Source organism: Rhodobacter capsulatus, assembly GCF_005144475.1.
Lineage (GTDB): Bacteria > Pseudomonadota > Alphaproteobacteria > Rhodobacterales > Rhodobacteraceae > Rhodobacter > Rhodobacter capsulatus_C.
On sequence record NZ_SWJZ01000034.1, the window covers coordinates 13793 to 31110 of the forward strand.

General features: G+C 64.1%; 22 protein-coding genes. 20 read left to right on the forward strand and 2 right to left on the reverse strand.

Annotated features, from left to right (window positions below):
- Nucleotides 1–123 precede the first annotated feature (123 nt).
- From FBT96_RS09630 to FBT96_RS09680, 12 genes are all read left to right on the forward strand, one after another.
- Nucleotides 124–990 (forward strand): HpcH/HpaI aldolase/citrate lyase family protein, encoded by an 867-nt coding sequence (locus FBT96_RS09630; protein ID WP_394347667.1) that lies wholly within the window; start codon nucleotides 124–126, stop codon nucleotides 988–990.
- 10 nt (nucleotides 991–1000) lie between these two features.
- A complete protein-coding gene (locus FBT96_RS09635) occupies nucleotides 1001–1567 on the forward strand; it encodes an NnrU family protein (RefSeq protein ID WP_136906093.1) in 567 nt (188 codons plus the stop codon).
- Entirely contained in the window at nucleotides 1564–1767 is a 204-nt protein-coding gene (locus FBT96_RS09640) for a DUF1737 domain-containing protein (RefSeq protein WP_136906095.1), read from the forward strand. The genes FBT96_RS09635 and FBT96_RS09640 overlap by 4 nt, the downstream gene beginning before the upstream one ends.
- Before the next feature lies 1 nt (nucleotide 1768).
- Complete coding sequence (locus FBT96_RS09645) at nucleotides 1769–2806, forward strand: MaoC family dehydratase (protein ID WP_136906097.1); 1038 nt, start codon at nucleotides 1769–1771, stop codon at nucleotides 2804–2806.
- 340 nt (nucleotides 2807–3146) lie between these two features.
- Nucleotides 3147–3545 (forward strand): succinate dehydrogenase, cytochrome b556 subunit, encoded by a 399-nt coding sequence (gene sdhC / locus FBT96_RS09650; protein WP_136906099.1) that lies wholly within the window; start codon nucleotides 3147–3149, stop codon nucleotides 3543–3545.
- Nucleotides 3546–3555: 10 nt separating this feature from the next.
- Nucleotides 3556–3957, forward strand: a complete 402-nt coding sequence (sdhD, locus tag FBT96_RS09655) for a succinate dehydrogenase, hydrophobic membrane anchor protein (RefSeq protein ID WP_136906101.1) — start codon at nucleotides 3556–3558, stop codon at nucleotides 3955–3957.
- Nucleotides 3958–3973: 16 nt separating this feature from the next.
- Nucleotides 3974–5779 (forward strand): succinate dehydrogenase flavoprotein subunit, encoded by a 1806-nt coding sequence (sdhA, locus tag FBT96_RS09660; protein ID WP_136906103.1) that lies wholly within the window; start codon nucleotides 3974–3976, stop codon nucleotides 5777–5779.
- A gap of 1 nt (nucleotide 5780) precedes the next feature.
- Nucleotides 5781–6083 carry a hypothetical protein gene (locus FBT96_RS09665; protein WP_169583357.1) on the forward strand — a complete coding sequence of 101 codons (303 nt, stop codon included), beginning with the start codon at nucleotides 5781–5783 and terminating at the stop codon, nucleotides 6081–6083.
- Nucleotides 6083–7252, forward strand: coding sequence for a glycosyltransferase 61 family protein (locus FBT96_RS09670; RefSeq protein ID WP_169583359.1), 1170 nt, complete (start codon nucleotides 6083–6085; stop codon nucleotides 7250–7252). The genes FBT96_RS09665 and FBT96_RS09670 overlap by 1 nt, the downstream gene beginning before the upstream one ends.
- Before the next feature lie 11 nt (nucleotides 7253–7263).
- Nucleotides 7264–8043, forward strand: coding sequence for a succinate dehydrogenase iron-sulfur subunit (locus FBT96_RS09675; RefSeq protein ID WP_074553234.1), 780 nt, complete (start codon nucleotides 7264–7266; stop codon nucleotides 8041–8043).
- Nucleotides 8044–8198: 155 nt separating this feature from the next.
- Nucleotides 8199–8363 (forward strand): hypothetical protein, encoded by a 165-nt coding sequence (locus FBT96_RS20670; RefSeq protein WP_169583361.1) that lies wholly within the window; start codon nucleotides 8199–8201, stop codon nucleotides 8361–8363.
- A 93-nt stretch (nucleotides 8364–8456) separates the two neighbouring features.
- Nucleotides 8457–9329: an urea carboxylase-associated family protein gene (locus FBT96_RS09680; RefSeq protein ID WP_136906110.1), complete on the forward strand. Its 873-nt coding sequence runs from the start codon at nucleotides 8457–8459 to the stop codon at nucleotides 9327–9329.
- 153 nt (nucleotides 9330–9482) lie between these two features.
- On the opposite strand, the gene FBT96_RS09685 is transcribed toward FBT96_RS09680, so the two are convergent.
- Nucleotides 9483–9830 carry an ArsR/SmtB family transcription factor gene (locus FBT96_RS09685; protein ID WP_136906112.1) on the reverse strand — a complete coding sequence of 116 codons (348 nt, stop codon included), beginning with the start codon at nucleotides 9828–9830 and terminating at the stop codon, nucleotides 9483–9485.
- Between the two features lie 212 nt (nucleotides 9831–10042).
- On the opposite strand from FBT96_RS09685, the gene FBT96_RS09690 reads away from it, so the two are divergent.
- From FBT96_RS09690 to FBT96_RS09710, 5 genes are all read left to right on the forward strand, one after another.
- Nucleotides 10043–10387 (forward strand): AtpZ/AtpI family protein, encoded by a 345-nt coding sequence (locus FBT96_RS09690; protein WP_013066484.1) that lies wholly within the window; start codon nucleotides 10043–10045, stop codon nucleotides 10385–10387.
- Between the two features lie 2 nt (nucleotides 10388–10389).
- The gene (locus FBT96_RS09695) at nucleotides 10390–11166 is read left to right on the forward strand and encodes a F0F1 ATP synthase subunit A (protein WP_169583363.1); all 777 of its coding nucleotides are present in this window, start codon (nucleotides 10390–10392) and stop codon (nucleotides 11164–11166) included.
- A gap of 70 nt (nucleotides 11167–11236) precedes the next feature.
- Nucleotides 11237–11473: a F0F1 ATP synthase subunit C gene (locus FBT96_RS09700; protein WP_013066486.1), complete on the forward strand. Its 237-nt coding sequence runs from the start codon at nucleotides 11237–11239 to the stop codon at nucleotides 11471–11473.
- A 73-nt stretch (nucleotides 11474–11546) separates the two neighbouring features.
- A complete protein-coding gene (locus tag FBT96_RS09705) occupies nucleotides 11547–12107 on the forward strand; it encodes a F0F1 ATP synthase subunit B' (protein WP_136906115.1) in 561 nt (186 codons plus the stop codon).
- A gap of 4 nt (nucleotides 12108–12111) precedes the next feature.
- Nucleotides 12112–12669 (forward strand): F0F1 ATP synthase subunit B, encoded by a 558-nt coding sequence (locus FBT96_RS09710; protein ID WP_136906118.1) that lies wholly within the window; start codon nucleotides 12112–12114, stop codon nucleotides 12667–12669.
- Nucleotides 12670–12818: 149 nt separating this feature from the next.
- Here the strand turns inward: FBT96_RS09710 and phaZ are convergent, their stop codons facing one another.
- Nucleotides 12819–14087 carry a polyhydroxyalkanoate depolymerase gene (gene phaZ, locus FBT96_RS09715; RefSeq protein ID WP_136906120.1) on the reverse strand — a complete coding sequence of 423 codons (1269 nt, stop codon included), beginning with the start codon at nucleotides 14085–14087 and terminating at the stop codon, nucleotides 12819–12821.
- A 91-nt stretch (nucleotides 14088–14178) separates the two neighbouring features.
- On the opposite strand from phaZ, the gene phaC reads away from it, so the two are divergent.
- The 3 genes from phaC to phaR all read left to right on the forward strand — a co-directional run bounded on the left by phaC (nucleotide 14179) and on the right by phaR (nucleotide 17297).
- Nucleotides 14179–15972 (forward strand): class I poly(R)-hydroxyalkanoic acid synthase, encoded by a 1794-nt coding sequence (phaC, locus tag FBT96_RS09720; RefSeq protein ID WP_136906122.1) that lies wholly within the window; start codon nucleotides 14179–14181, stop codon nucleotides 15970–15972.
- Nucleotides 15973–16165: 193 nt separating this feature from the next.
- Nucleotides 16166–16612 (forward strand): Phasin, encoded by a 447-nt coding sequence (locus tag FBT96_RS09725; protein ID WP_136906124.1) that lies wholly within the window; start codon nucleotides 16166–16168, stop codon nucleotides 16610–16612.
- Between the two features lie 139 nt (nucleotides 16613–16751).
- Nucleotides 16752–17297 (forward strand): polyhydroxyalkanoate synthesis repressor PhaR, encoded by a 546-nt coding sequence (phaR, locus tag FBT96_RS09730; RefSeq protein ID WP_136906126.1) that lies wholly within the window; start codon nucleotides 16752–16754, stop codon nucleotides 17295–17297.
- The last annotated feature ends 21 nt before the right edge of the window (nucleotides 17298–17318 follow it).

The window sequence follows — 17318 nt, forward strand, 5'->3', positions numbered from 1 at the left end:
CCGGCACCGCCCGGGGCCGCTTTCCGACCGCCAGCGCCAATTCTCTGCGCTGCGGCAAATCTGGGCTTGCTGAATCTGTCCGGCTTGTGCTTCATCGCGCAAGATTGTTGCGAGGAGAGAATCATGACCGCTGCCCGCCCCACCCGTTCGGTGCTCTACATCCCCGGTTCCAAGGAACGGGCGCTGGAAAAGGCGACGGGTCTTGCCTGCGACGCGATCATCTTCGATCTGGAAGATGCGGTGGCGGTCGATGAAAAGGTCAATGCCCGCGCCATCCTGATCAAGGCGCTGCGCGAGGCCGATTTCGGCGCGCGGATGCGGATCGTGCGGATCAACGGGCTCGACAGCGACTGGGGCCGTGACGATGCGTTCACCATGGCCGCGGCGCTGAAGGACGGCGTGAAGATCGACGCCGTGCTGATCCCCAAGGTCTCGACCAAATCCGATCTGGATGCCGTTGCGAACCTCATTCCGACCGTGCCGCTTTGGGCGATGATGGAAACCGCGCTGGGCATGCTGAACGCCGCCGATATCGCGGCGCATCCGCGGCTCGAGGGCATGGTGATGGGCACCAATGATCTGGCGAAGGAGCTGCAAAGCCGCTTCCGCCCGGATCGTCTGCCGCTGCAGACGGGTCTTGGCCTGTGCCTGCTGGCCGCCAAGGCCTTTGGCAAGATCATCGTCGATGGCGTCTACAACGCCTTCAAGGATGACGCGGGGCTGAAGGCCGAATGCGATCAGGGCCGCGACATGGGCTTTGACGGCAAGACGCTGATCCACCCGGCGCAGCTTGAGATTGCCAACGCCGCCTTTGCGCCCAGTGAAGCCGAGATCGACCTCGCCCGGCGCCAGATCGCCGCCTTTGACGCGGCGCAAGCCGAGGGCCAGGGGGTTGCGGTTGTGGATGGAAAGATCGTCGAAAACCTGCATATCGTGACGGCGCGGCAAGTCCTTGCGAAAGCGGAGGCGATTGCCGCACTCGCAAGTTGAGAGGCAAGCCATGTCATTGATGATCCTCGGCATCCTGCTTTGGGTGCTGCCCCATTCCTTCAAGCGCCTGGCGCCGCATCGGCATCTGATGCTGATGCCGCAGATCAAGGCGATCGATGCCGCGCTGATCCTGACCGGCACCGCGCTGATGGTGATCGGTTACCGCTCGGTCGAGGTGACGCCCGACGACAACCTCTATGCGCCGCTGCCGGGCATGGGGCATCTGAACAACCTGCTGATGCTGATCGCCATCTATCTGTTCGGCGTCGGCGGATCGCGCTCGATCCTGATCGACAAGATGCGCCATCCGATGCTGACCGGCATGCTGCTGTGGTCGGTCTCGCATCTGCTGGTGAACGGCGATTACGTGTCGGTGATCCTGTTCGGCGCGCTGGGCGTCTGGGCCGTGGCCGAGATGGTCGTGATCAACCGCGCCGGTCCGTGGAAGCGGCCGAAGCCCGGCTCGCTCAAGGGCGATCTGAAGAACCTGATCGGCACCTTGCTGATCTACGGGCTTATCGTCTGGCTGCACCAGCTGATCATTGGCCACAGCCTGTTTCTGGGAACCTACCCATGAAACTGTATCGGCTTTTGACCGAGGATGACACCTCGGCCTTCTGTCACAAGGTCTCGATGGCGCTGTCGAAAGGCTGGGAGCTTTACGGCAGTCCGTCCTATGGCTTCGATGCGGCGCGCGGCGTGATGCGCTGCGCGCAGGCGGTGGTCAAGGATGTGCCGGGCGACTACCACCCCGATCTGAAACTGGGAGAGCAGTAAGATGGCGACGAAGACGAATCCGGGCCGTTTCTTCGAGGATTACGCGGTGGGGCAGGTGATCGACCATGCCGTGCCCCGCACCGTGGCGGAGGGGGAACGCGCGCTGTACCACGCGCTTTATCCCGCCCGGCATGCGCTTTATTCCAGCGACGTCTTTGCCGCCAATTGCGGGCTTGACGGCTCGCCGCTGGATGATCTTCTGGCCTTCCATGTCGTCTTCGGCAAGACCGTGCCCGATGTGTCGCTGAATGCCGTCGCCAACCTTGGCTATGCCGAGGGGCGCTGGCTGCTGCCGGTCTATCCGGGGGACACGCTGCGATCCGTCTCCGAGGTGATCGGGCTCAAGGAAAATTCGAACGGCAAATCGGGCAACGTTTACGTCCGCACCCAAGGCATCAACCAGAACGAAGAGGTCGTGCTGGACTATGTCCGCTGGGTGATGGTGCGCAAGCGCGACGCCGCGAGCCCGGCGCCCGACCCGGTGCTGCCCGAGCTGCGCAAGGTCGTTCCCGTCGAAGATCTGGTGATCCCCGAGGGGCTGAGCTTTGACGATTACGACTTCACCCTGGCGGGCGAACCGCATCGGCTTTCGGACTATGAGATCGGCGAAAAGATCGATCACGTCGATGGCGTGACGATCGAGGAGGCCGAGCACATGCTGGCGACGCGGGCCTGGCAGAACACCGCCAAGGTGCATTTCGACGCCACCTTCCGCGAGGATGGCAAGCGGCTGATCTATGGCGGTCACGTGATCTCGATGGCCCGGGCGCTGTCGTTCAACGGGCTCGCCAATGCGCAGATGATCGTGGCGCTGAACGGGGGCGCGCATGCCAACCCCTGTTTTGCGGGCGATACCGTCAAGGCCTGGTCCGAGGTGCTGGACAAGGCGGAAACCGAGGCCCCGGGCGTCGGCGCGATCCGGCTGCGGCTGGTCGCGGTGAAACAGGGCGCGGCGCCCTTCGCGCTGAAGGGCGCGGATGGCAAATACCTGCCCGAGGTGCTGCTCGATCTCGATTACTGGGCGCTGATGCCTGTGTGATCGCAAATCCGCCGCCGCGGCGGGTGAGTCGGACAAGGCGGGCGGAAACCGGGGACGGTTTCCGCCCGTCTTGTTTGCGCTGTCCGGCGCAGGGCCGCGGACTGCCCTGTCCGCGCCGAAAAACGGCATCCGAATGTTACCGGACGACATCGGCCGGGCATGGTTCTTTGTGATCACAAAGCGAAATTTCCGCCGCTTTTTTGCAACTGCGAAGGCGAAATTTGATCTGAATGCGTGACTTGCCCGCCGTGACCGCCTATTCAGGTCTCACAATTCCGGCCAACCCGTCTGCCTCCATTCTCTGGCCCGCGCAGACGGCCCAGCGAGTGAGGGACCCCAAATGGCTGAACCGAAACGGGTCGAGCGACCCCTTTCCCCCTTCATGATCGGCCCGTATTACCGTCCGCAGATGACGTCGATGAGCTCGATCCTGACCCGGATCACCGGCAATGCGCTGATTGCGGGCTTCCTGCTTGGCGCCTGGTGGCTGATCGCCGCCGTCTCCAGCCCCGGCTATTTCGGCGTCGTGAACTGGATCGTTACCTCCTGGCTGGGATACCTGATCTTCGCCGGCATGGCCTGGGCGATGTGGTATCACTACCTGACCGGGCTGCGGCATCTGCTGTGGGACGCGGGCAAGGGGCTTGATGTCGAAACCGCCGAGAAACTCGGCTGGGGGGCGATCATCGGCTCGGTCGTGCTGACGCTTTTGACGCTCATCATTCTGGCGATTTTCTGAGGAGGCAACCATGCGGTATCTGACCGATCGCAAACGCGCCGTCGGCAAGGGGGCCTCGGGTTCCGGCACCGAACATTTCTGGTGGATGACGATGTCCTCGGTGGCGCTGGCCTTTCTGGTGCCCGCTTTCATCTTCGTCTTCGGCCATGCCATCGGCATGGATCAGGCGCAGCTGCAGGCCTATTTCGCCCGGCCCTTCCCGGCGATCCTGACCGCGCTGGTGACCATCGTCGGCATGCGCCATTTCGCCAAGGGCGCGCAGGTGATGCTGGAAGACTACACCCAGGGCAGCCTGCGCAAGGGGCTGGTGATCTTCGTCTATTCGCTGTCGTGGCTGATCTCGGCCCTGGTGCTTTATGCGCTGGCGAAGATGATGTTCATCGCCGCCGCGGCGCAACAGATCACGAACTGACAGGGGCAACCGGACAATGGCTTCCTATACTTACGAAACCCACAACTATGACGTGGTGGTGGTCGGTGCCGGTGGCGCGGGCCTGCGGGCGACGCTCGGCATGGCCGAACAGGGGCTGCGCACCGCCTGCGTGACCAAGGTCTTCCCGACCCGCTCGCACACCGTCGCGGCGCAGGGCGGCATTGCGGCCTCGCTTGGCAACATGGGCCCGGACAGCTGGCAATGGCACATGTTCGACACCGTCAAGGGCTCGGACTGGCTGGGCGACACCGATGCGATGGAATATCTGGCGCGGTCGGCGCCTGCCGCGGTCTATGAGCTGGAACATTACGGCGTGCCGTTTTCCCGCACCGAGGCGGGCAAGATCTACCAGCGCCCCTTCGGCGGTCACACCACCGAATTCGGCGACGGCCCGCCGGTGCAGCGCACCTGCGCCGCGGCCGACCGCACCGGCCACGCCATCCTGCACACGCTTTACGGCCAGTCGCTGAAGAACAACGCGGAATTCTTCATCGAATATTTCGCGCTTGATCTGATCATGTCCGAGGATGGCGTCTGTCAGGGCGTCGTCTGCTGGAAGCTGGATGACGGCACCTTCCACGTCTTCAACGCGAAGATGGTCGTGCTGGCGACGGGCGGCTATGGCCGCGCCTATTTCTCGGCCACCTCGGCGCATACCTGCACCGGCGACGGCGGCGGCATGGTGGCGCGGGCCGGTCTGGCGCTGCAGGACATGGAATTCGTGCAGTTCCACCCGACCGGCATCTATGGCTCGGGCTGCCTCATTACCGAGGGCGCGCGCGGCGAGGGCGGGTATCTGACGAACAGCCAAGGCGAGCGGTTCATGGAACGCTACGCCCCGCATTACAAGGATCTGGCGCCGCGCGACTATGTCAGCCGCTGCATGACCTTGGAAATCCGCGAAGGCCGCGGTGTGGGCGAGCACAAGGACCACATCCACCTGAACCTGTCGCACCTGCCGAAAGAGGCCTTGGCCGAACGTCTGCCGGGCATCTCGGAATCGGCGAAGATCTTTGCGGGCGTCGATGTGACCAAGGAGCCGATCCCGGTTCTGCCCACCGTCCATTACAACATGGGCGGCATTCCCACGAACTACTGGGGCGAGGCGCTGAACCCGACGGCCGACAATCCGAACGCCGTCGTTCCGGGCCTGATGGCCGTGGGCGAGGCCGGTTGCGCCTCGGTGCACGGGGCGAACCGCCTTGGCTCGAACTCGCTCATCGACCTTGTGGTCTTCGGCCGGGCCGCGGCGATCCGCGCGGGCGAAATTGTCGATCCGAAGGCGCGTCCGGCGGCCTATAACCAAGCCTCGGTCGACAAGTGCTTTGCCCGGTTCGACGGGCTGCGCCATGCCAAGGGCCACACCCCCACCGCCGATCTGCGGCTGGAAATGCAGCGCACGATGCAGGCCGATGCGGCGGTCTTCCGCACCGACAAGACGCTGGCCGAGGGCAAGGCGAAGATGACCGAGATCGCGGCCAAGGTCGCCGATCTGAAGGTCACCGACCGCTCGCTGATCTGGAACAGCGACCTGATGGAAACGCTGGAACTGACGAACCTGATGCCGAACGCGCTGGCCACCATCGTCGGCGCCGAGGCGCGCAAGGAAAGCCGCGGCGCCCATGCCTCGGAAGACCATGCGACGCGCGATGACGCCAACTGGCGCAAGCACTCGATCATGCGGGTCGAGGGCAATCAGGTCGCGCTGAGCTTCCGGCCGGTGATCACCGCACCGCTGACCACCGAAGCGGAAGGCGGCATCAGCCTGGCGAAGATCGCGCCGAAAGCGCGGACGTTCTGAGATGGCGCGGGTCTGGGCATATGGGATCGCGGCGGCGGGGCTTGCCCTCGCCGGTTGCGGCCCCATGGCCCTGCCCGAAGCCGAGACGCTTTGCGCCGAAACCGTCGCCCCGAAAGCGCCCCTTTCCGGCGAAGGCCGGATGGGCGTCACCTCGGGCGGCACTTTCGAAAGCGGCGTGAAGCTGACCTTCACCATGGGCAGCGGCGGCGGCGATCCCGGCGCGGCCTATGACCGCTGCGTCCGCGCCCGCGCGGGGCAGGGGCCCAGCCGCCCCTATTACGCCGTGCCGCAGGGGAGGGGATGATGGAGCTGCTGTGCTTTAGCGATGTCCCCGTGATGCCGGTCACCCGCATCCGCGAACATGTGCCGCTGGGCGGTCCGGTCTGGCCCGAGTTCGAGCGTCAGACCGCGGCGCGGTTTTGTCATTCCGGCCGTCCCGCCGACAGCGCGCCGCCCTTGCGCAAGCCGGTGCGGCAATTCCACCGACCGGCGCTTTGGGGCGGCTATCTCAGCCCCGAATTCGGTCATCTGGTGGCCGAACACATCACCCGGCTTCTGCCCGCCGTCAGCGCGCGTGCCGAGGATGTGGTGCTGTTCACCCTGCCCACCGGCACCGCGCCCGAGGCGCTGGCGCCCTGGGTGCCTCAGGTTTTCGACTGGCTGACGATGCCGCCGCGCCGGGCGCGGTTTGTCACCGAACCAAGCCTGGCCCCCGAATTGCGCGTCTGCGCCCAGGGCGAGATGCTGGGGGGCATCGCCCCCGATCCGGCCTATCTGGATCTTCTCGACACGCTGCCCGCCCGGCACGGGCTGGATCTGCAGCCCCGTCTGCCGCTGGTCTATGTCAGCCGCGCCGGTCTGGTCGCGACGGGGCGCGGCGGCCATCTGGGCGAGACCTATCTGGCCGGGCTTCTGGCGCAGCTGGGCGTCACGGTGATCGACCCCGGAACCCTGCCGATCCGCGCGCAGATGCAGGCCTATGCGCAGGCCGAGGTGCTGGTCTTTGCCGAGGGCTCGGCGCTGCATGGCCGCCAGCTGCTCGGCCGTCTCGATCAGGATATCCACATCCTGCGCCGCCGCACCGGGCTTGATGTCTGCAAGGCGGTGCTGACACCGCGCTGCCGGGCGCTGCGCTATCACGATGTCGTCGCGGCGCATCTGACGGTTTCGGGCACCTTCAAGGGCCCCGAACACACGACCCCGCGCGAATTCCGCCATCTTTACGCGGCCTTCTATGACCTGCCCGCGCTTTTTGCCGCCTTTGCCGATCTTGGCGTGCCGCTGGCCCGGCACTGGAACCAGGACGCCTGGCGCGCGGCGGTGCTGAATGACGCGCTGCGCTGGCTGCTGGCCCAGGCCGCCCCGGTCCCGCAGGCGCTGCCCAATCTCATCCGCCTCATCGAGCAGATTTCCACCCCCGATGAGCTTCTCGACTTGGCCGAGCCGCCCCCGGCCCGGTCCGCTTCGCACTGAAAGGACGCCCAATGGTTCAGTTCACGCTTCCGAAAAACTCCAAGATCCGCGTCGGCAAGACCTGGCCGCGGCCCGAGGGCGCCAAGAACACGCGCAAGTTCAAGATCTACCGCTGGGATCCGGACACCGGTGAAAATCCCCGGGTGGACACCTATTTCCTCGACATGGACCGTTGCGGGCCGATGGTTCTGGACGCGCTTTTGAAGATCAAGAACGAGATCGACCCGACGCTGACCTTCCGCCGCTCCTGCCGCGAGGGGATCTGCGGCTCCTGCGCGATGAACATCGACGGCATCAACACGCTGGCCTGCATCTACGGGCTGGACGAGATCAAGGGCGATGTCCGCATCTATCCGCTGCCGCACATGCCGGTGGTCAAGGATCTGGTGCCCGACCTGACGCATTTCTATGCCCAGCATGCCTCGATCATGCCGTTCCTGCAGACCACGACGAACAAGCCGGAGAAAGAGTGGCTGCAGTCGATCGAGGACCGCAAGAAGCTTGACGGGCTTTATGAATGCGTGATGTGCGCGTCCTGCTCGACCTCCTGCCCGAGCTACTGGTGGAACTCGGACCGCTACCTTGGCCCGGCGGCGCTGCTGCATGCTTACCGCTGGATCATCGACAGCCGCGACGAAGCCACGGCCGAGCGTCTCGATGCGCTGGAAGACCCGTTCAAGCTCTATCGCTGCCACACGATCATGAACTGCGCCAAGACCTGCCCGAAGGGGCTGAACCCGGCCAAGGCGATTGCCGAGATCAAGCGGCTGATGGTCAGCCGGCACGTCTGATCCGGCGCTGTTTCGACACCAGGCCCCGGCAGTGCCGGGGCCTTTTTGCTGCGTTGCGGAAAATGCATATCGCAGTTGCAGCATTTATGCTGTCGGCCGCAGCGGGCATGGGATAGTTTGTCGCAGGGGAGACCACGCACCCACAGGAGCATGCCATGTCGAAGATCGTCACCTTCCGGAAGAAATCCGAGCAGGAAAAAGCCGCCGAAGCGCTGAGGATTCTGACCGAGGCTTACGCCTATTACACGCCCGCCCGGGGCAAGGCGGATCTGGTCGAAGAGACCGAGATCGAGCAGATGTTCGAATATTACGCGGCCTGAGCCGGATCTGTCGCGAAAGCCCCCTTGCCGGTCGGCGGGGGCTTTTCTTTTTCGCCGGGGCCGGGTGAGACTGGGGCAAAGGAGACCGCCCCCGTGAAACCGTCCAGACCCGAGCACCAAGCCCCCGCCGATGCCGCCGCCCGCCGCGCGATCAAGCCGGTGATCTGCTATCCGGTGGACACCCTGCCGCGCCCCGATCTGGCCGCGCTGCGCCGCGCCCGCGCCCATTGGGACAAGATCGACGAGCTGATCGTCCCCGCGCGCGAAGCGCGGTTCTTCGAAGTCCCCGCGGGGGGCTTCTTCCGCATCGTTTCGATCGAGGGGCCGCAGGTCGGGGACCTGAACCTCTGGTCGCTTCAGGATCTGAACGAGCGCTTCTATTCCGGCAAGACCCGTGCGCTGCACGGCACGCATCTGTCGACCGGCGATCAGCTCTGGTCCTCGATCCCCTACTTGCGGCCGATGGCGACGATCACCGACGACACGCTCGACTGGTATGGCATCGACGAACACGGCGGCTCGGTGCATGACGTGATCGGCACCCGCTGCGATCCCTACACGCATCATCTGCTCTCGGGCGGGGAGAATTACCACCACTGCTGCCATTCGAACCTGACCCGCGCGCTGGCCGAGGAAACCGGGCTGCTGAAACATGCCTGCGAATTCCACGTTCATGACGTGCTGAATGTCTTCATGTGCACCGGCTTCACCCGCGACACCGGCCAGTATTTCATGAAGGCCAGCCCGGTGCGGCCGGGCGATTATCTGGAGTTCTTCGCCGAGATCGATCTGGGCGGCGCGCTTTCGGCCTGTCCGGGCGGTGATTGCGCGTCGGAACATTCCTCGGATACGGCGGCCTGTCATCCGCTCAAGATCGAGATCTACCTGCCGCAGGACACGCCCGACGGCTGGGTCTCGCCGGCGCGGAACGGCTACGACCGGACCCACGGCTGCGATCTGGACTGAGCCGGGCAGGGGGGCGCTGCCCCCCTCTTGGCCTCTCGGCCAATTCACCCCCCGGAATATTGGCACCAAGGTGAACGGCAAAGCCGGATCTGCTTTCACCTTGGTGCAAATATCCCGGGGGGAGTCCCGAAGGGACGGGGGGCAGCGCCCCCCTTACTCCGCTTGCGGCCCCTGCAGCTCGGTTTCCAGAAAGCGCTCGAACGCATCCAGATCGAGCGGTTCGAAGGCGCCGAAGCTCTGGATCCAGATGATCGCCCCCTCCATCGCCGCGGGCTCGAGCTTGCACCATTTCACCCGGCCGCGCTTTTCCTGGCTGATCAGCCCCGCCTCGGCGAGGATCGCCAGATGTTTCGAAATCGCCGCAAGCGACATCTGAAACGGTGCGGCCACGTCGGTCACCGCCATGTCGTCTTCCAGCAGCATGGTCAGGATCGCCCGCCGCGTCGGGTCGGCGAGCGCGGCGAAGACGGCATCAAGACGGGGGGAGACGGAAAGGTCCATGCGGCCACATTGCGCATCCTGCGGCAAAACGTCAACCGATCGGTTGAATATGACTTTGGTCCGGCGCGTGCAAAACCCCGCCCCGCCGCCCGCGGATGGTTGCGCAAACGAAAGCAAAAACAACGACTTGCTGGCGCGGAAAGACTCTGTCAACGGCGTTGACTCATCGGGCTTGCGTCGTTACACACGGCCTCAACCTGCGGGGAGCATCCATGTCGGAGGAAGTTGGCGGAGAACCTGATCCCGAGCGTCTGGCGGCGCTTGAGAAACGGCTTTCGCAACTGAAGAAGACCGAGGAGGCGCCCAAGCGCGCAGCGGATGGCGATCTGCGCATGGCCGACATGGCCTGGCGGATGGTCATCGAACTGGTTTCGGGGCTGGGGATCGGCTTCGGCATCGGATACGGGCTTGACGCCGTTTTCGGCACGCAGCCCTTCCTGATGCTGATCTTCGTCTTCCTCGGTCTCGCGGCGGGGGTGAAGGTGATGCTTCGCTCGGCCGCGGACTTGACAAAGGCACAGGCAGCTGCGGCCGCAGCTGGCAAAGAGGGGAAATAGTCGTGGCAGAAGAAGCTGGCACCGGCCTTGTGTTCCACCCGATGGAACCGTTCAAGATTCACTCGATGTTCGACGGCGAGGCGATCCGTTGGTTCGAGTTCTTCGTGCCGACGAACTCGACCCTGTGGATGGCCATCGGCGTGCTGATGATCGCGCTGCTGATGGTCGTCGGCACGCTGCGCCGCGCCATCGTGCCGGGCCGCATCCAGTCGCTCGCCGAGCTGACCTACGGCTTCATCCACAAGATGGTCGAGGATGTCGCGGGCAAGGACGGGCTGGTCTACTTTCCCTATATCTTCACGCTGTTCCTGTTCATCCTGTTCTCGAACTTCCTTGGCCTGATCCCGATGGCCTTCACCCCCACCTCGCATATTGCGGTGACCGGCGTGATGGCGATGGGCGTGTTCATCGGCGTCACTGCGCTCGGCTTCATGAAGCACGGGACCCACTTCCTCGGCCTGTTCTGGGTTTCGGCCGCGCCGCTGCCGCTGCGCCCGATCCTGGCCGTGATCGAGGTGATCTCCTACTTCGTGCGCCCCGTCAGCCACTCCATCCGGCTTGCCGGCAACATGATGGCCGGCCACGCGGTGATGGAAGTCTTTGCCGCCTTCGCGCCGCTGATCCTGTTCTCGTTCGTCGGCGTGATCGTGACGCCGCTCTCGGTGCTGGCGATCGTCGCGATGTATGCGCTCGAAATCCTCGTGGCCTTCGTGCAGGCCTATGTCTTCACCATCCTGACCTGCGTCTATCTGAAAGACGCGCTGCATCCGGGCCACTGAGGCCCGGACCGCAGACAGGTCCCCGTCACAACCTCAATTCAGCCAATTCCAACCTCAAGGAGTGTCCATCATGGAAGGCGATATCGTTCAAATGGGTGCCTACATCGGTGCTGGTCTCGCGTGCACCGGCATGGGCGGCGCCGCCGTCGGTGTGGGCCACGTTGTCGGCAACTTCATCTCGGGCGCGCTGCGCAACCCGTCGGCGGCGGCGTCGCAAACCGCCACCATGTTCATCGGTATCGCGTTCGCCGAAGCGCTGGGGATCTTCTCGTTCCTCGTCGCGCTTCTGCTGATGTTCGCCGTCTGATCCCTGCTGACCAACCTTGCGGTCGGGTGGGTGTTCGCACCCACCCGGTAACTGAAGGGTCCAGGGGGACGACATGGCAAACGAAACACACGCGGTCGAGGCCGCTGCTGCTGTCGCCGGACACGCTGCCGAGGCTGCGGAAAAGGGCGGGATGCCGCAGCTCGACTTCTCGACCTTCCCGAACCAGATCTTCTGGCTGCTGTTGGCTCTGGGCGCCATCTACTGGCTGCTCAAGAACATCGCGATTCCGCGCATCGCCGGGATTCTGGCCGATCGTGCGGGCACCATCACCGGTGATCTTGCGGCGGCGGAACAGTACAAGCTGAAGGCCAAGGACGCGGAAGCGGCCTATGCCAAGGCGCTCGCCGATGCCCGGACGCAGGCGCAAAAGATCATCGCCGAAGCCCGTGCGGCGATCCAGAAGGACCTCGATGCCGCCACGGCGAAAGCCGATGCGGATATCGCGGCCCGGGTCGCGCAGTCCGAGGTGAAGATCGCCGAGATCCGCGCGGGTGCGCTGGAGGCGGTGCAGATCGTCGCCACCGAAACCGCCACGGCCATCGTCACGGCGCTGGGCGGCAAGGCAGACATGGGCGCGGTGAACGCGGCCGTGGGCCAGCGGGTGAAGGGGTAAGGCGATGAAGAAACTGACGTTCCTGCTCGTTGCTCTGGCGGCGAACCCGGCTTTCGCTTCCGAAGGCCCGTTCGTCTCGCTGCGCAACGCGCATTTCGTGATCCTCGTCGCTTTCCTCATCTTCCTTGGCGTGCTGATCAAGTTCAAGGTTCCCTCGATGTTGCTGGGCATGCTCGACAAGCGTGCCAAGGGCATCAAGGCGGATCTGGACGAGGCCAAGGCGCTGCGCGACGAGGCGCAGAAGATCCTGGCGAGCTACGAGCGCAAGGCGCGTGACGTGCAGGGTCAGGCCGACCAGATCGTCGTCGCCGCCAAGCGCGACGCGCAACTGGCGGCCGATCAGGCCAAGGCCGACCTGAAGGAGGCCATCGCGCGCCGCCTGAAGGGGGCCGAAGACCGGATCGCCTCGGCGGAAGCCGCTGCGCTGAAGGACGTCAAGGACCGGGCCGTGCAGGTGGCTGTTGCCGCCGCGGCCGAAGTTCTGGCGAACCAGATGTCGGCGGCCGACAAGTCGGGCATGATCGACGCCTCGATCGCCGAAGTGGAAACCCGGCTGAACTGAGCCGCGCCACAGCAAAGACCTGAAACCCGGCTTCGGCCGGGTTTTTTCATGTCTGCGCGGTGCTGGTGCCGGTGCCGGGGCAGGGGCGGTGAAACGAAAACGCGCGCCCGGGGGCGCGCGTCTGGGTCTTTGCGGCAGGGAAGGACGGGTCAGACCGCGCGGATCGCGGTCACCTTCGATTTCGCATCGCCCGCATTCGCGTCGATGAAATCCAGCACCAGCGGCCGGATGTTGTTGCGCCAGGACGAGCCCGCGAAGATGCCGTAATGGCCCGCGCCGGGCTCGACATGCTGCGCCTTCTTCTCCTCGGGCAGGCCGGTGCACAGCCGCAGCGCCGCCACGCATTGCCCGGGGGCGGAAATGTCGTCATTCGCGCCCTCGACCGTCTTCACCGCGACGCGGGTGATCTTGCCGATATCGACGCGCTTGCCCTCGACCTCGAAGCGGTTCTGCGCGATCTCAAGGCCCTTGAAGATCCGCTCGACCGTCGAGAGGTAGAATTCCGCGGTCATGTCCATCACCGCCAGATATTCATCGTAGAAGATGTTGTGATGGTCGTGTTCCGAGCCTTCGCCCTTCGATTCCATCAGGATCTTGTCGGAAAACGCCTTGGTGTGCTTGTCCATGTTCATCGAGATGAACGAGGCAAGCTGCATCAGCCCCGGATAGACCAGCCGCCCGGCGCCCTTGTATTTGAAGCCGACACGCTGGATCACCATGTGTTCGAGCTGCCCCATGGTGACGCGGCGGCCGAAATCGGTCACCTCGGTCGCGGCGGCATCGGGGTCGATCGGCCCGCCGATCAGCGTCAGCGTGCGCGGCTGCGCGTCGGGTTCTTCCTCGGCCAGATAGGCGGTCGCGGCCAGCGTCAGCGGCGCGGGCTGACAGACGGCGATCACGTTGATGTCGGGGCCCAGCAGGCGCATGAACTCGACGAGGTAGAGCGTGTAATCCTCGATGTCGAACTTGCCCGCGCTGACCGGAATGTCCCGCGCATTGTGCCAATCCGTCACGTAAACGTCGGCATCGGGCAGCAGACTGGCCACGGTCGAGCGCAAGAGCGTCGCATAATGGCCCGACATCGGTGCAACCAGAAGGATACGCCGCGGCATCGGCGCCCGGCCCTGGACCTTGAAGTGGATCAGCGCGCCGAAGGGCTTGTCGATCAGCGTCTCGATCTCGATCAGGTGGTCCTTGCCATCGGCGGCCGGGATCGAGCGGATGCCCCAGTCGGGCTTGATCACCATGCGCGCAAAGCTGCGCTCGGTGACCCGGCCCCAGGCGGACATCAGCTTGAACATCGGATGCGGTGTCAGCCCCCAGACCGGATAGGAGGCCATGGCTCGGGCCGACGCGCCCATCCATTCATTGGTGTTCCTGATGGTTTCCATCAGGTCGTAGCTCATCATGCCCTTCATCGGCACTCCCCAAGAAACCGCACAATCGTCGCTTGTTCCCGTGCAAGCGGACGTTATGTTTCATCATAAAGGATAGGGAGGAAATTTCGTTATGACAACGCCTGAAAAGGTCGAATCTGCTGCATCGCAGCAAATGCGGGACAATCTGGCGCGCATTGAGACACTTACACAACGCATGGTTGAGGCCTTTGCACAAAAGCGCGCGCCGAATCCGGCTTTGGAGGGGCCGGGGCTCGATCTTTACGTCGCCTCCTCGACCGCGCTGCTTCGGGAGATGACGGCCAATCCGGCGAAGATCTTCGAGGCGCAGGTCAGCTATTGGTCGCAGGCGATGACGCATTACATCGACGCCACCCACGCTTTCGCGCAGGGCACCTTCAAGCCGCCCGCCGATCCGGGGCCGAAGGACCGCCGCTTTTCCAACCCGCTGTGGGACAGCCATCCCTATTTCAATTTCATCAAGCAGCAATATCTGATCGCCTCGACCTCGATCGAGGAGGCGCTGTCGAAGATCGAGGGGCTCGATCCGGTCGACCGCCGCCGGCTGGAGATGTTTGCCAAGCAGATCATCGACATGATGGCGCCGACGAATTTTCTGGCGACGAACCCGGATGCGCTGGAAAAGGCGGTGGCGACCGAGGGCGAAAGCCTGGTGCGGGGGCTGGAAAACCTGGTCCGCGACATCGAGTCGAACCGCGGCGATCTGGTGGTCACGCTGTCGGACAAGAACGCCTTCAGCGTCGGGCACAACATCGGCACCGCCAAGGGGCAGGTGGTCTGGCGCAACCGGCTGATGGAGATCATTCAATACGAGCCCACCACCCCCGAGGTGCACAAGACCCCGCTGATCATCTTTCCGCCCTGGATCAACAAGTTCTACATTCTGGATATGAAGCCGCAAAACAGCCTGATCCGCTGGATCGTCGATCAGGGTTTCACGCTGTTCGTGATCAGCTGGAAGAACCCGGACCGGTCCTATGCCGATGTGGGGATGGAGGATTACGTCCGCGACGGCTATCTGGCGGCGATCGAGGAAGTGAAGGCGATCACCGGCGAGAAGCAGGTGAACGCGGTCGGCTATTGCATCGCGGGCACGACGCTGAGCCTTGTCCTGTCGCTGCTGGAAAAGCGCAAGGACAAGTCGATCAAGTCGGCGACCTTCTTCACCACGCTGACCGACTTTTCCGATCAGGGCGAATTCACCCCCTTCCTGCAGGATGATTTCGTCGACGGGATCGAGCGGCAGGTGCGGACGGATGGCGTGCTGTCGAGCTATTACATGACGCGGACCTTTTCCTATTTGCGGGCGAATGACCTGATCTATCAGCCCGCGATCCGCAGCTACATGATGGGCGAATCGCCGCCCGCCTTTGATCTGCTGTTCTGGAACGGCGACAGCACCAACCTGCCGGGCAAGATGGCGATCGAATATCTGCGCGGGCTCTGTCAGGCCGATGCCTTCACCACCGAGGGCTTCGAGCTGATGGGGGAGCGGCTGCATGTCTCGGGGGTCAAGGTGCCGCTCTGCGCCATCGCCTGCGAGACCGACCATATCGCGCCCTGGATCGTCAGCTTCAACGGCGTGGCGCAGATGGGCTCGCAGGACAAGACCTTCATCCTGTCGGAATCGGGCCATATCGCCGGGATCGTCAACCCGCCGACGAAGGACAAATACGGTCATTACACCTCCGAGGCGCCGATCGCGGATCATCAGGCCTGGAAGGCGGCGGCAACTTATACCCGGGGCAGCTGGTGGCCGCGCTGGGGGGAATGGCTGGCCGGGCATTCGGGCAAGAAGGTCCCCGCGCGCGCGCCGGGCGATGCGGCGCATCCGCCGCTCGCCCCGGCGCCCGGAACCTATGTCGCGGAAGTTGTGGTGCTTTAGGCGCGCAGGGCGCGGAGAGGGGGCTCCGGCCCCCTTTTCAAAGCTGATTCTCCATGATGCAGATCAACCTGGGCGCGAATATCGCGCTGCGGCGCAGAAAATTTCACTTGCAATGCTGCACTGCAGCATTTATATCTGAGTCAAGCGAACGGGCCCCGCCGCCTCGATGGGCCCTCTGACCGGAGCGACTGAAATGGCCAAGACCCAGGACTTCACCAAGATGATGCAGGACATGATGGCCTCGATGCCGATGGACATGTCGAAGATGCAGGACGCGTTCAAGGCGCAGACCGTGCTGACCGAAAAGATGGCCAAGGTCGCCATCGACGCGGCGGAAAAATCGACCGACATCTCGGCGAAATGGGCCAAGGACTCGCTGGCCAAGGTCGGCGCGCTGACCGCCTCGAAAGCCGAACCGGCCGATTACGCCAAGGTGATGAGCGATTTCGCCTCGGCCTCGGTCGAGATGGCCACCGAAAACCTGGCCGCCTTTGCCGAAGTGGCGAAGAAGGTGCAGATGGACACGGTCGAGCTGATGCTGGCCGCGGGCAAGGAAATGACCGAGGAAACCACCGCGGCCGTGAAGAAGGCGACCGACGAAGTCACCGCCGCCGCGAAAAAGACCGTCGCGGCGAAGTGATCGGGATCGGCCCGGTTTCCTCCTCCCTGCCGGGTTGACCATGGGCGCACTTCGGTGCGCCCTTTTCTTTTGTTGCTTTTGCCGCGGCGCAGCCTAAACATTGCTGCAGCGCCAATAAGAACCACGGGGAGGAGAGACCATGGCCGAAGAGGCGAAACCCTTGCTGATCAAGCGGTATGCGAGCCGGCGGCTTTATAACACCGAGACGAGCGATTACGTCACGCTCGAGGATATCGCCTCCTTCATCCGGCAGGGGCGCGAGGTGCAGATCGTCGATCTGAAATCGGGCGACGACCTGACGCGGCAATATCTGCTGCAGATCATCGCGGAACATGAAAGCCGGGGCGAGAACGTGCTGCCGGTGGATGTGCTGACCGATCTGGTGCGCAGCTACACGACGCAGGCGCAATCGGTGGTGCCGCAATTCCTGGCCGCGAGCTTCGAGATGCTGCGCGAGGGCCAGTCGAAGATGATGGAGAATTTCACCACCTTCCCGCCGGTGCCCGGTTTCGAGGCGCTGCAGCGGCAGCAGGAGGCGTTCCTGAAGACGATGTTGGCGGGTTGGGGCGCGACGGTCGGCACGACGCCCGAGGCGGGCGGCGCCGAGGGCACGGGCGGCCGCGACGAACTTGACGCGATCAAGAAGCAATTGGCCGAGTTGCAGTCGAAACTGTCGAAACTGTAAGCAGGCCGGGGGGCGCTGCCC

What these genes read in the sequence shown, in the direction of transcription:
- FBT96_RS09630 (WP_394347667.1), top strand. Translation starts at nt 124, where the DNA reads ATGACCGCTGCCCGCCCCACCCGTTCGGTGCTCTACATCCCCGGTTCC.
- FBT96_RS09635 (WP_136906093.1), top strand. Translation starts at nt 1,001, where the DNA reads ATGTCATTGATGATCCTCGGCATCCTGCTTTGGGTGCTGCCCCATTCC.
- FBT96_RS09640 (WP_136906095.1), top strand. Translation starts at nt 1,564, where the DNA reads ATGAAACTGTATCGGCTTTTGACCGAGGATGACACCTCGGCCTTCTGT.
- FBT96_RS09645 (WP_136906097.1), top strand. Translation starts at nt 1,769, where the DNA reads ATGGCGACGAAGACGAATCCGGGCCGTTTCTTCGAGGATTACGCGGTG.
- sdhC (WP_136906099.1), top strand. Translation starts at nt 3,147, where the DNA reads ATGGCTGAACCGAAACGGGTCGAGCGACCCCTTTCCCCCTTCATGATC.
- sdhD (WP_136906101.1), top strand. Translation starts at nt 3,556, where the DNA reads ATGCGGTATCTGACCGATCGCAAACGCGCCGTCGGCAAGGGGGCCTCG.
- sdhA (WP_136906103.1), top strand. Translation starts at nt 3,974, where the DNA reads ATGGCTTCCTATACTTACGAAACCCACAACTATGACGTGGTGGTGGTC.
- FBT96_RS09665 (WP_169583357.1), top strand. Translation starts at nt 5,781, where the DNA reads ATGGCGCGGGTCTGGGCATATGGGATCGCGGCGGCGGGGCTTGCCCTC.
- FBT96_RS09670 (WP_169583359.1), top strand. Translation starts at nt 6,083, where the DNA reads ATGGAGCTGCTGTGCTTTAGCGATGTCCCCGTGATGCCGGTCACCCGC.
- FBT96_RS09675 (WP_074553234.1), top strand. Translation starts at nt 7,264, where the DNA reads ATGGTTCAGTTCACGCTTCCGAAAAACTCCAAGATCCGCGTCGGCAAG.
- FBT96_RS20670 (WP_169583361.1), top strand. Translation starts at nt 8,199, where the DNA reads ATGTCGAAGATCGTCACCTTCCGGAAGAAATCCGAGCAGGAAAAAGCC.
- FBT96_RS09685 (WP_136906112.1), bottom strand. Translation starts at nt 9,830, where the DNA reads ATGGACCTTTCCGTCTCCCCCCGTCTTGATGCCGTCTTCGCCGCGCTC.
- FBT96_RS09690 (WP_013066484.1), top strand. Translation starts at nt 10,043, where the DNA reads ATGTCGGAGGAAGTTGGCGGAGAACCTGATCCCGAGCGTCTGGCGGCG.
- FBT96_RS09700 (WP_013066486.1), top strand. Translation starts at nt 11,237, where the DNA reads ATGGAAGGCGATATCGTTCAAATGGGTGCCTACATCGGTGCTGGTCTC.
- FBT96_RS09705 (WP_136906115.1), top strand. Translation starts at nt 11,547, where the DNA reads ATGGCAAACGAAACACACGCGGTCGAGGCCGCTGCTGCTGTCGCCGGA.
- FBT96_RS09710 (WP_136906118.1), top strand. Translation starts at nt 12,112, where the DNA reads ATGAAGAAACTGACGTTCCTGCTCGTTGCTCTGGCGGCGAACCCGGCT.
- phaZ (WP_136906120.1), bottom strand. Translation starts at nt 14,087, where the DNA reads ATGAAGGGCATGATGAGCTACGACCTGATGGAAACCATCAGGAACACC.
- phaC (WP_136906122.1), top strand. Translation starts at nt 14,179, where the DNA reads ATGACAACGCCTGAAAAGGTCGAATCTGCTGCATCGCAGCAAATGCGG.
- FBT96_RS09725 (WP_136906124.1), top strand. Translation starts at nt 16,166, where the DNA reads ATGGCCAAGACCCAGGACTTCACCAAGATGATGCAGGACATGATGGCC.
- phaR (WP_136906126.1), top strand. Translation starts at nt 16,752, where the DNA reads ATGGCCGAAGAGGCGAAACCCTTGCTGATCAAGCGGTATGCGAGCCGG.